The 11,099-nt window shown below is 64.7% G+C and carries 15 protein-coding genes; 3 read left to right on the top strand and 12 right to left on the bottom strand.

Annotated features, from left to right (window positions below; translation table 11 throughout):
* Window positions 1-9 precede the first annotated feature (9 nt).
* From RV045_RS06670 to RV045_RS06680, 3 genes are read left to right on the top strand one after another with little or no spacing between them, the layout of a single operon-like run.
* A complete protein-coding gene (locus RV045_RS06670; RefSeq protein ID WP_423234995.1) occupies window positions 10-1,239 on the top strand; it encodes an acetyl-CoA C-acyltransferase in 1,230 nt (409 codons plus the stop codon).
* A gap of 9 nt (window positions 1,240-1,248) precedes the next feature.
* Window positions 1,249-2,037 (top strand): enoyl-CoA hydratase, encoded by a 789-nt coding sequence (locus RV045_RS06675; RefSeq protein WP_423234996.1) that lies wholly within the window; start codon window positions 1,249-1,251, stop codon window positions 2,035-2,037.
* A 4-nt stretch (window positions 2,038-2,041) separates the two neighbouring features.
* Window positions 2,042-2,800, top strand: coding sequence for an SDR family oxidoreductase (locus RV045_RS06680; protein WP_423234997.1), 759 nt, complete (start codon window positions 2,042-2,044; stop codon window positions 2,798-2,800).
* 223 nt (window positions 2,801-3,023) lie between these two features.
* Here the strand turns inward: RV045_RS06680 and RV045_RS06685 are convergent, their stop codons facing one another.
* The 12 genes from RV045_RS06685 to def all read right to left on the bottom strand — a co-directional run bounded on the left by RV045_RS06685 (window position 3,024) and on the right by def (window position 10,977).
* The gene (locus RV045_RS06685) at window positions 3,024-3,452 is read right to left on the bottom strand and encodes a hypothetical protein (protein WP_423234998.1); all 429 of its coding nucleotides are present in this window, start codon (window positions 3,450-3,452) and stop codon (window positions 3,024-3,026) included.
* 9 nt (window positions 3,453-3,461) lie between these two features.
* Window positions 3,462-3,728 carry a TrmH family RNA methyltransferase gene (locus RV045_RS06690; protein WP_423235079.1) on the bottom strand — a complete coding sequence of 89 codons (267 nt, stop codon included), beginning with the start codon at window positions 3,726-3,728 and terminating at the stop codon, window positions 3,462-3,464.
* Complete coding sequence (locus tag RV045_RS06695) at window positions 3,686-4,255, bottom strand: TrmH family RNA methyltransferase (RefSeq protein ID WP_423234999.1); 570 nt, start codon at window positions 4,253-4,255, stop codon at window positions 3,686-3,688. Before RV045_RS06695 ends, RV045_RS06690 begins: the two co-directional genes overlap by 43 nt.
* A 432-nt stretch (window positions 4,256-4,687) precedes the next feature.
* Window positions 4,688-5,089, bottom strand: coding sequence for a VOC family protein (locus tag RV045_RS06700; RefSeq protein WP_423235000.1), 402 nt, complete (start codon window positions 5,087-5,089; stop codon window positions 4,688-4,690).
* 45 nt (window positions 5,090-5,134) lie between these two features.
* Window positions 5,135-5,767, bottom strand: a complete 633-nt coding sequence (locus RV045_RS06705; RefSeq protein ID WP_423235001.1) for a LysE family translocator — start codon at window positions 5,765-5,767, stop codon at window positions 5,135-5,137.
* 156 nt (window positions 5,768-5,923) lie between these two features.
* Window positions 5,924-6,325 (bottom strand): PIN domain-containing protein, encoded by a 402-nt coding sequence (locus RV045_RS06710; protein ID WP_423235002.1) that lies wholly within the window; start codon window positions 6,323-6,325, stop codon window positions 5,924-5,926.
* Window positions 6,325-6,546: an AbrB/MazE/SpoVT family DNA-binding domain-containing protein gene (locus RV045_RS06715; RefSeq protein WP_423235003.1), complete on the bottom strand. Its 222-nt coding sequence runs from the start codon at window positions 6,544-6,546 to the stop codon at window positions 6,325-6,327. Before RV045_RS06715 ends, RV045_RS06710 begins: the two co-directional genes overlap by 1 nt.
* 177 nt (window positions 6,547-6,723) lie before the next feature.
* Window positions 6,724-7,662, bottom strand: a complete 939-nt coding sequence (locus RV045_RS06720; RefSeq protein WP_423235004.1) for a methylated-DNA--[protein]-cysteine S-methyltransferase — start codon at window positions 7,660-7,662, stop codon at window positions 6,724-6,726.
* 97 nt (window positions 7,663-7,759) lie between these two features.
* Window positions 7,760-8,605, bottom strand: a complete 846-nt coding sequence (htpX, locus tag RV045_RS06725; RefSeq protein WP_423235005.1) for a zinc metalloprotease HtpX — start codon at window positions 8,603-8,605, stop codon at window positions 7,760-7,762.
* A 92-nt stretch (window positions 8,606-8,697) separates the two neighbouring features.
* A complete protein-coding gene (locus tag RV045_RS06730; RefSeq protein WP_423235006.1) occupies window positions 8,698-9,378 on the bottom strand; it encodes a YceH family protein in 681 nt (226 codons plus the stop codon).
* A 16-nt stretch (window positions 9,379-9,394) separates the two neighbouring features.
* Window positions 9,395-10,438, bottom strand: coding sequence for a methionyl-tRNA formyltransferase (fmt, locus tag RV045_RS06735; RefSeq protein ID WP_423235080.1), 1,044 nt, complete (start codon window positions 10,436-10,438; stop codon window positions 9,395-9,397).
* Window positions 10,439-10,461: 23 nt separating this feature from the next.
* The gene (def, locus tag RV045_RS06740) at window positions 10,462-10,977 is read right to left on the bottom strand and encodes a peptide deformylase (protein WP_423235007.1); all 516 of its coding nucleotides are present in this window, start codon (window positions 10,975-10,977) and stop codon (window positions 10,462-10,464) included.
* Window positions 10,978-11,099: the final 122 nt, after the last annotated feature.

An 11,099-nucleotide genomic window follows, 5' to 3' on the forward strand; every position in this document is an offset into this window, starting at 1 on the left:
GGACACACCATGAGCCAGAATCTGCAGGACGCCTACATCGTCGCGGCCACCCGCACGCCCATCGGCAAATCCGGGCGCGGCGTTTTCCGCCACACCCGCCCCGAAGCCCTGCTGGGCGCCGCGCTGCAGGGCGCGCTGCGCCAGGTGCCGGGGCTGGACCCGGCGGCCATTGAAGACGCCATCGTCGGTTGCGCCATGCCCGAGGGCGAGCAGGGCCTGAACATCGCCCGCGTGGCGGTGCTGCTGGCCGGGCTGCCCAACAGCGTGGGCGGCGTCACCGTCAACCGCTTCTGCGCCTCGGGCCTGACGGCGGTGCAGATGGCCGCCGACCGCATCCGCGTGGGCGAGGCCGACGTCATGATCGCCGCCGGGGTCGAGAGCATGAGCTCCATCCCCATGACCGGCGTGCGCCCCTCGTTCAGCCCGGACATCTTTTTGCGCGACGAAAACATCGGCATCGCCTACGGCATGGGCCTGACCGCCGAAAAGGTCGCCCAGCAGTGGAAGGTCAGCCGCGAAGATCAGGACGCCTTCGCGCTGGCGTCGCACCAGAAAGCGCTGGCGGCCATCGCCTCCGGCCAGTTCCGGAACGAGATCACGCCGGTCGAAGTCACCCACCGTGCGCCCGATCTGGCCAGCGGCGAGGTCCGCACCCGCCAGCAGACGGTGGACACCGACGAAGGCCCGCGCCCCGACACCAGCCTGGAAGGCCTGGCCAAACTGCGCCCAGTGTTTGCCGCGCCCAAAAACGCGCAAGGCAAGCCCACGGGCATGGGCAGCGTCACGGCCGGCAACAGCAGCCAGACCAGCGATGGCGCGGGCGTGCTGATCCTGGCGTCCGAACGCGCCGTCAAGTCCCATGGCCTGACGCCGCTGGCGCGCTTTGTCAGCTTCGCCAGCAAGGGCGTGCCGCCCGAAATCATGGGCATAGGCCCCAAGGTAGCGATTCCGGCGGCGCTGAAAAGCGCGGGCCTGAGCCTGTCTGACCTGGGCTGGATCGAGCTCAACGAGGCCTTTGCCGCGCAGGCGCTGGCCGTGATGCGCGACCTCGAACTGAACCCCGACGTCGTCAACCCGCTGGGCGGCGCCATCGCGCTGGGCCACCCGCTGGGCGCCACGGGCGCTATTCGCGCCGCCACGGTCGTGCACGCGCTGCGCCGCAATCAGCTCAAGTACGGCATGGTCACCATGTGCGTGGGCACGGGCCAGGGCGCGGCCGGCATTTTCGAGCGCGTTTAAGGGGACGGCATGACGATCAAAACCGCCCTTCTGAACGGCGTCCTGCAGATCGAAATCGCCCGGCCCGAGCGCAAGAACGCGCTCACGCTGGACATGTACACCGCCATGGCCGATGCCCTGGTGGCCGCGCAGACCGATGCGCAGGTCTGCGCCGTGATCATCACCGGGCAGCCGGGCATTTTCACCTCGGGCAACGATCTGGAGGATTTCCTGCAGCGTCCGCCCCAGGACGAATCTGGCTGGTCGGTCAGCCCGCTGGGCCGCTTCATGCTGGCGCTGCGCGACTGCGACAAGCCCGTGATCGCCGCCGTCACAGGTGGCGCGGTGGGCATCGGCGCGACGATGCTGCTGCACTGCGATTTCGTCTACATGTCCGACGAGGCGCGCCTGTCCATGCCCTTTGTCAGCCTGGCGCTGGTGCCCGAATACGGCGCCAGCCTGCTGCTGGCCCAGCGCATGGGCCAGGTCAAGGCCAGCGAGAAGCTGCTGCTGGGCGCCGCCATCACGCCCGACGAGGCGCTGGAGTGGGGCCTGGTCAACCAGGTCCTGCCGCCGACCGAGGTGCTGCCGCAGGCGCGGCGCACCGCCGAGCGCTTCCAGACCCTGCCTCAGGAGGCCGTCTGCGCCAGCAAGCGCCTGATGCGCGCCGGGCAGGGCGCTCTGGTCGAGCAGGCCATGCAGCGCGAGGTGCAGGTCTTTGCCCAGCGCCTGTCCAGCCCGGAAACCAAAGAGGCCATCGCGGCTTTCTTCCAGAAACGCTCGCCGGATTTCGCCCAGTTCCGCGCGCCCAAGGCGTGACGCCATGACGGCATCGACGCGGCGCGTGCTGCTGGTCACTGGCGGCAGCCGGGGCATCGGCGCCGCCACGGTGCGTCTGGCGGCGCAGCGCGGTGACGCGGTCGCTTTCAGCTATTTCAGCGATGCCGTCAGCGCGCAGACGCTGGTGGATCAGATCGAATCGTCCGGCGGACAGGCGTTGGCCGTGCAGGCCGACATCGCGCAGGAAGCGGACGTGCTGCGCCTCTTCCAGACCGTGGACGAGCGTTTTGGTCGGCTTGACGCTTTGGTCAACAACGCCGCCACCATCGCGCCCATGACGCGCCTGGCCGACATGGACGCGGCGCGCATCGCCCGCCTCTTTGCCACCAACGCCGTCGGCCCCATGCTGTGCGCCCGCGAGGCCGTGCGGCGCATGTCCACCCAGCGCGGCGGCGCGGGCGGGGCGATTGTGAATATCTCGTCGCGCGCGTCACGCATCGGCGCTCCCGGCCAGTACATCGACTACGCCGCGACCAAGGCGGCCATCGACACCCTGACGGTCGGCCTGGCCAAGGAAGTCGCCGCCGAAGGCATCCGCGTCAACACCGTCGCGCCGGGCATGATCCACACAGACATCCACGCCGCTGCGGGCGATGCCGACCGCATCGCCAAAGTCCAGTCCGCCATCCCTTTGCAACGCGGCGGCGAGCCCGAAGAAATCGCCCGCGCCATTTTGTGGCTGCTGTCGGACGAGGCGTCTTATGTGACCGGGGCGTGCCTGGATGTGGCGGGGGGGCGGTAGGGACTGACCGAGGCCGCCCGGCTGATCTAGGCCATGCTCACCCAGACCTCGCCCAGAAGGCCAAAGGGATGGGCATGCAGCTGCTGTCCGCTACAGAAGATTCCCTGAATAAAGTCTGGCGTAACTACAGTCATCGTCCACGGAACACGCGAGGCGCCGCCGAACGTTTGGTATGAGGAGTGACAAAAGGCGCAGCCTTTCAGGCATCCCCTCGATGGAAGGGTCAGGCGTCACGCTTGCGCCGACTCTTGAATGCATTCACGAGTGTCTCGAAGAAGTTTGATTTTGCTTCCGTGCCGCTGATCGGTGTTGAAGTAGTCGGTGGTTCTTCCATCCAACTGCCGTCCGTTTGGCGGATCAGCTTCATATTGCCAACGACCACCTCGGCGCTCGCGTTGTGATGAACGAGCTCCACTAAGTCTGGACGAACCCACAGCGTAGCTTCAGCTGATTCGAGGAATACATTAAGTGCGTAGTCATCTGGTGAGCCACCTATGACTTGGACACCGGTTGCCGACGGAGTTGTAAACCCGTAGATCTCACCTTCCAATCCGGCGACGCCGGCGGCCACGGTTTCAGAACTGGCTCGAATTTGGACGCGATCGCCAAAGCCCGCGAAATCACTTTCAGTTGTAGGTGGATCGCCTTGCATTCTTGACGCCTAACGTTTGACATAATCGGCGCCAGCGGACTTGTCGCTGGCGTCCGTGCTAATGCATGGGCTGGGCCCTCGGTTCGCGCGCTTGTACTTTGCTTGGTACTCGCGCCGCTGCTTGGTGATTTCGTAAAGCACGATTCCGCTGGTCGTTCCAAGGTTAAGACTTTCAATCATTCCAAACATAGGAATGGACACACAGAATGCTGACTTCTCAACAGCAAGATCACTTACGCCCCTAGATTCATTGCCAAACCCGCCAAGCGTGGGCAGGTATAATCCGCCTCATGGAGGATGTAGTTGTTCTTTCCCTTTACATGAGGTGACGTAACGATAGATGTATACCGATATCTCTCCAGATGGGCCAAGCATTGCTCAGTGCTATCAAAGCGCTTCACGAAACTCCACTTCACCGCTGACACCGACGTTTCGGAAAGAGATTTCCGCTTCCGAATTTCCTGCCAGTCGTCTGGAAGTGACATCCGACTATCTACGACGTAGACCTTTTCTACGCCAAGTGCATTCACGTTTCGAATGACCGTCCCTATGTTCCTGATATCCATTGGGTTTTCTATTACGGCGATCAGATACTTGCACTTGTATGGCTTGATTGCATCGGCCCGCTGCCTGACGGGCTCTTTTGTGTAGTCACTCTTGTCACCTCGTTTAGGGGGTCTAACGCCCAGGTTAACCGGCGCCGCAGCGCAAAGCGCGGAGGGCACCAACACTGGCCATGAAAATGGCGAAGCCATGGCCAGTGTTGGCGTCCGAGTTGAACCGACAGTTAGGCTAGGGCACATAGGAAAGGTTTGCCAAGTTCACTCAAGTTGAGTTGGGTTCGGGTATTCACATAATTCGGGATGGCGCCACAATAGACTCGGTCAAGCTATTTTCGACGCAAGGTGCTGCTTTCTATGTCGTCCAATCGGAGTGCAAAAACCTAGCGTTCCATTCCGCCAGCCTCGCCTGCGGCAAATAACTTTTCTTTGCCGTTGATCTTCATACTCCATACCCTCAGACACAAGTCGTTTTCCCTGCCTTGAGACCAGTAATTTTCGATTACGATGGAGGCGCCAGTGTCAGACCAAGGTGCCGCCCATATGTTCTGATTCTCAAAGTGATTTCGAAGAGTTGAGTCGCCAACGATTTCCCACATTGTATTTGCTTAATGGTTTGGTTGGAGGTTTGTTAAGCTGCACGGCAAACTGCTGTGTGGGCCAAATTCAGACCTTCTACTGTGCTGGTTCGTTCTTCCATGCGGCACGCTGTATGACGACGCGGTAGCCGTCTCGGTCTTCAAATGTGCGGCCGAGTCCGCGCCAGTACGGGTTGTAAGATTCTGTCTCGGTGAAACCTGCATTCAGCATGGCGTTGCATCTGGATTTCCAAAGCAGAGGCTCGGGTACGTAGAACACCAGCAGATCCTCGGCTGTTGGTGCTGGCGCAAGCGGATGAGTTCTGCAACATGTGAACTCCAGATGAAAGTCAGCATCTGGAATGCCCAACATGACCCCGTCAAAGCCTTCGTGGTTCACGAATCTTCCGAGTTCCTGCAGCCCAAGGCCGAGCTTGTACTGTGCTTCTGCACGTTGAAGGTCTTTTACAGGGCGCGCAATTCGAAGATGAATGCTCATGAAAAAGAGAAGGTTGGTGCGAGGCCTAACGTTTAGCTTGCGGGGTCAGGCGGCACTGGTGCGCTTGCTGCTCGCCAGGAGGCCGGCGGCAACGAGAAATACGACGCCGGTGGCCCGATTGAAAAGCTTGGCTCGACGCGGCTGCTGCAGCCACCGCTTGGCTTTGGATGCCGAGAGCGCGTAGATGGTGAGCCACAACAGCTCGAAGAAGATGAATGTGACGCCAAGCACAAGGAATTGAGGAACCTGCGGTGCGCTCGGAACGATGAACTGCGGAAACAACGCACCGAAGAAGAGAAGGGCCTTCGGGTTGCTTGCGCCGACCAGGAAGCCTTGAGCGAAAAGGCGCCCTCCTGTTGACGACTCGACACTGCCGGAGACTGCGATCTCAGAGGCGGACGAGAAGAGCGAAGTGATGCCAAGGTACGCAAGATAGGCGGCACCCAGCCACTTGAGCACGGAGAAGAGGGTTTCAGACGCTGCCAGAGCCGTGCCCAACCCAAGTGCAGAGAGGGCCATGATGCTCACGATCGCAGTCGTACTTCCCAGCGAAGCGATCAATGCTTTGCGTGCTCCGAGATTGACTGAAGTGGAAACGCACATCAGTACGCTCGGACCGGGCGTGACGGTGAGAACCAGAACCGCTGCGACGTACAAGAGCCAGGTGGCGAGGGTCATAGAAGAGGTTCCTCAGGTGAAGTTGGTATTGTGCCGCCTAACGTTCGAGCTAACCTGCGCGCGGAGGCAGACGACGCTTGGCCGCCGTAGCGCGTCCGGTTGAGCGAGTGGTTAGGCCGCACACGGGCGACAGGTGTTGGACGCGGAGAACCACTTTCAGCGTGACAACGCCTGCGCGCCTGGCAGTTTGGCGGCGCCCTTGTCGAAGGTCCAGAGTGGCTGTTCGCCCGCCTGCACGGCAAGTGCGATATGCACACAGTCCGCGAGGTCGGCGGTGCCGCTGCGATATAGATCCAGAGCAACCTCAAGTGCGCGCTCAGACTCAAACGAAAGTTCCGCCGCCGAGAAGAGATCGGAAAGCGCGCCGATTGTCTCCTCCTTCTTGAATTCGAAGTTCGACCGCAGCACCCACTCAAGCTCCAGCGTCACGGTGATCGGCACGAACAGAGTAAGTTGCGCGCTCACGCACTTTCGTATGAGGCGCTGCGCCGCAGCCAGTTGGGCTGGGTCGTCCTCTACGATGTAGCGCACTAGGACGTTCGTATCGAGCGCAGGCATCAGCGCCAGGCATTCATGTCTTCGACGGCTACGCGCCTACCCTTTCGTGCCTTGAGCATGCCAGCCATATCAAGGATCGACTTCGTTTTGGCGCGAACGATGATGGTGCCGTCTGGTGTCACAGACCACACCAGCTTGGTACCCGGCTTGGCCTGAACCAAGGCGCGCACATCCGCTGGAACGGTCGTCTGACCCTTAGCCGTGATAGTGGATTCGGCCATCTCGACTCCTTACTTGTGCATTCATAGTAAGGGAAAGGTCGGCCGGGTGCAAGTAGGCCGGGTGATGACGGGTCTTTGCGCGGCCAAACGCTCAAGCTCAACTGCGGGCTTGCCGCAGCGAAGCGGAGGCAAGACCGTCGGCTGGAGCGCCTTGTTAGCTACTGCGCTGGGTATGCACTAATTCGCGTCTGCGCCCACCAACTCCGCCCCAGCCGCCTCCAGCCCGATCAGCGCCGCCTTGCGCGCCGCCCCCCAGCGGTACTGGCCGATGCGGGCGCTGCCCTGGATGACGCGGTGGCAGGGGATGAGGCAGGCCAGGCGGTTGGCGGCCAGCGCGCTGCCGACGGCACGCTGCGCCTGCGGCTGGCCGATGCGCTGCGCCAGCGCGCCATACGACATCAGCTGGCCGGGTGGAATGCGCAGCAGCGCTTCCCAGACCTTGATCTGGAAGGGGCTGCCGCGCAGCCACAGCGCCAGTGGCTGATCGGGGGGCGCGGCGCGGGTGGGGCCAAACACGCGGGCCAGCCAGTCGGCGGCGGCGCTGTCGTCGCGCTGCCAGGTCGCGTGGGGCCAGTCAACAGCCAGCGCGGCGGGAATGGCTTCGGCGCTGACCGTGTCGTCCCAAGGCTCAAACGCCAGATGGCACAAGCCGCGCGGCCCCCAGGCCAGCCAGGCGGGGCCCAGCAGGCTGGCAGCGCGGCCCCACTGCAGCGTCAGGCCCGCGCCGCCCGCTCGGACTTCGCCCGGCGTCATCGCCTGCCAGGTCAGCAGGCTGTCGTGCAGGCGGCCCGGACCGGACAGGCCCGCGCCCAGAGCGGCGTCCAGCACGGTTGCGCCCTGGCGCAGCAGTTCGGCGGCGTGACGCTGGCCCAGAAACTGCACGAAGCGTTTGGGCGACACGCCCGCCCACTGCGTGAACACGCGCTGGAAGTGGCCGGGGCTCAGGCCCGCATCGGCCGCCAGATCGTCCAGCGGCGGCGCATTTTGACCCGCCTCCAGCAGGCGGTGGATGACGCGTTCGACGCGCTCGTAATGCGCCTGCGCCTGCGCCGCGCTCAGGCCATTGGGCCATGCGGGCAGGACAAAGCGGTGAAGGTGGGGCTGCGGCGTGTTCATGCCCGCAGTGTGCCCAAAGCGAAGGGGCGGCACCACCCGGAAATCAACCCGGCCGGTCCGCCCCTGTGAACCGCCGGGAGTGGCGGCCTGGCAGCGATCAGCGCTGCACCATGGCCATCAGGCGCGCGATGCGCTCTTCGGTGGGCGGGTGGGTGGAGAACAGCCCGCGCAGGCCACCGCCGGACAGCGGATTCATGATCATCATCTGCGCGGTTTCGGGGTGGCGCTCGGCCGATTCCATCGGGATGCCCTGGGCGTAGCGGTGGATTTTGTCCAGCGCCGAGGCCAGCGCCGCCGGATCGCCGCTGATTTCGGCGCCGCCCCGGTCGGCCTCGTACTCACGCGCGCGGCTGATCGCCATCTGGATCACGCTGGCGGCCATGGGCGCCAGGAACATCACCAGAATTCCCGCGATCGGGTTGGCCGGACGGCCTTCGCTGTCGCGTCCGCCAAAAAACATGGCGAAGTTGGCCAGCATGGAAATCGCACCCGCCATGGTCGCGCTGATGGTCGAGATCAGAATGTCGCGGTGCTTGACGTGCGCCAGCTCGTGCGCCATCACACCGCGCAGTTCGCGCTCGGACAGCACGCGCAGGATGCCCGTCGTGGCCGCAACAGCGGCGTTGGCCGGGTTGCGGCCGGTGGCGAAGGCGTTGGGCGCATCTTCCTGGATCAGGTAGACGGCGGGCATGGGCAGTTCGGCCTTCTGGGCCAGCTCCTGGACCATGCGGTAGAACTGCGGCGCGGTGGTTTCGTCCACGCGCTGCGCGTTGTGCATTTTCAGCACCATTTTGTCCGAGAACCAGTAGCTGAAGAAGTTCATGCCCAGCGCCACCACCAGCGCGATCATCATGCCCTGCGCGCCGCCCAGCCATTGGCCGATCAGCAGAAACAGCGCGGTGATGCCCGCCATGAGCACGGCGGTCTTGAAGATGTTGAACATGTGAGAATCCTCCTGATACCCCAGATGGGGACAGACATCGTAATGTCAATGGGCCGGGCTGGATAGCGCCCTGTGGCGCAGCAATACTTCGCTTATTGCGAATCTTCCGGCGGCGATACGCCCAGCTGTTCCTGAAGATGCGTCAGTTGCGCCTGCAGCCGGGCGGTCAGCGCTTCCAGCTCGGTCACGCGCCCGGTCAGATCAGCCAGCGGGCCGCTGCCCGCGCCCGTCGCCGCCGGGCGGACCGACGCACTGGCCTCGACCGGGCCGCACAGCAGGTGGGCCCAGCGGGTTTCGCGCTCGCCCGGGGCGCGTTCCAGAGGCCGCACCAGCGCGCCGCCGCGATCTTCGGCACGCTCGTGCATCTCGTTCAGAAAACCTTCAACCGAGGCGATGTCCAGAAAGCGGTACCAGCGCTCGGTGTTCAGGCGCAGCTCGCCCGCCGTCTGCGGGCCACGCAGCATGAGCAGCCCCAGCAGCACAGCCGACTGCTCGGGCACGCCGATGCCGCGCTGCGCGTTGTGCTCGAAACGCGGCACGCGCCCGCCCGGCGCATCAACGACCAGGCGGCGCTGGCGCAGGCCGTCCAGCGCCAGGCTGACATCGGCTTCAGACAGGTTCATCACCGGGTCGCGGCTGGATTTCTGGTTGCAGCCCAGCAGCAGGCTGTTGAGCGTCAGCGGGTAGCTGTCGGGCACGGTGCGCGCCTTCTCCATCAGCGTGCCCAGCACGCGGGCCTGTTCGGGGCTGAGGGGCTCGGTGGTGAAATCCATGCGCTGTCCTTGTTCTTTACGGTGTTGAGCCCAGGGGGTCAGGGGCTTGCGCACCCAGAATCTGCCCGCGCTGCAGGCCCAGCAGCGGCGCCAGCGTGGCGGCGTCCTGGCGCTTGCCCCCGGCCTTCTGCGCCTGCTGCACGCGCAGCACGCCCAAGGCGGTGTCTGAACCGCAGGCGATGTCCCAGCCCGCAGCGCCGATCTGGATGATTTCCCCAGGCAGCGCGCCAGCGGGAGCGGCATCCGGCATAACCTGAGCGCGCCAGATTTTGACCGGTGCCGCCGCCTCGCTGACGGGGGTGTAGCAGCCCGGCGCGGGGTCGAAGGCGCGAATGCGGCGCTCGATCACGGCGGCCTCTTCCCGCCAGTTGATCTGCGCTTCGGCTTTGCTGATTTTGGCGGCGTAGCAGGTGCCTTCGGTCGGCTGGACGCGCGCTTGCAGCGTCTGGCCGCTGGCGTCGCGCCAGCCGCGCTGGGCGGCGGTCAGGGCCTCGATCAGGGCCTGCGCCCCGGCTTCGGCCAGCGCGTCGTGCAGGCGGGCGGCGCTGTCCTGCGGCCCGATGGGCACGTGGCGCTCCAGCCAGACGGGGCCGGTGTCCAGGCCTTCTTCCATCTGCATGATGCCGACGCCGGTGACGGCGTCACCCGCCTCGATGGCACGCTGGATGGGCGCGGCGCCGCGCCAGCGCGGCAGCAGCGAACCGTGGATGTTCAGGCAGCCCAGGCGCGGCAGCTCCAGCGCCCAGCGCGGCAGCAGCAGGCCGTAGGCGGCCACCACCCACACATCGGGCGCCGCAGCCTGCAGCGCCTGCTGGGCGGCGCGGGCTTCATCCGGCGCCTTGCCGTCCAGCCGCAGGCTGATCGGCTGGGCCAGCGTCAGGCCATGCGCCAGCGCCACCTGCTTGACCGGGCTGGGCTGCAGCTTCAGGCCGCGGCCGGCCGGGCGGTCGGGCTGGGTGAGCACCAGCGGCACCTGCCAGCCGTGCGCCGGGGCGGCCGCCAGCACGGCGCGCAGCGCCACGGCGGCGAACTCGGGCGTGCCCGCAAAGGCGATGCGCAGGGGCGCGGCCGGTGCGGCGGCGCTCATCCGCCGCGCACGTCGTCGCGGCTCATTTTCTGCATCTTGGTCTTGATGCGCCGCGCCTTGAGCGGGCTGAGGTATTCCACGAACACCTTGCCGTCCAGATGGTCGATCTCGTGCTGCAGACACACGGCGTGCAGCTCGCTGGCTTCGACCTCGAAGGGCTGGCCGTCGCGGCCCAGCGCACGCACGCGAATCTGCGCGTGGCGCTGCACCTCGTCGAACACCGTGGGCACCGACAGGCAGCCTTCTTTCCAGACGATTTTCTCGTCACTGCGCCAGATGATTTCGGGGTTGATGTAGACCTGCGGCGCGTCGCTGTCTTCCGACAGATCCATCACCAGCAGGCGCTTTTGCACATCGACCTGCGTGGCGGCCAAGCCGACGCCGTTGGAAGCGTACATGGTTTCCAGCATGTCATCGCACAGTTGGCGGATGCTGTCATCCACCTCCTCCACCGGGGTGGCAACCAGGTGCAGACGGGGGTGGGGGTATCTTAAAATGGCCAGAGTGCTCATGATGGCGGGGGTGCAGATCAGCAGGGGCTGTTGGGTCAGGACTGCCGCAAACCGCCAAACTGGCCGATCTTTGAGGGCCGAGTCCCGCTCTCGGGCTGGGGCAGTTGCAGACAGAATCAACA

This window comes from Amphibiibacter pelophylacis, from assembly GCF_037688875.1.
Classification (GTDB): domain Bacteria; phylum Pseudomonadota; class Gammaproteobacteria; order Burkholderiales; family Burkholderiaceae_C; genus Amphibiibacter; species Amphibiibacter pelophylacis.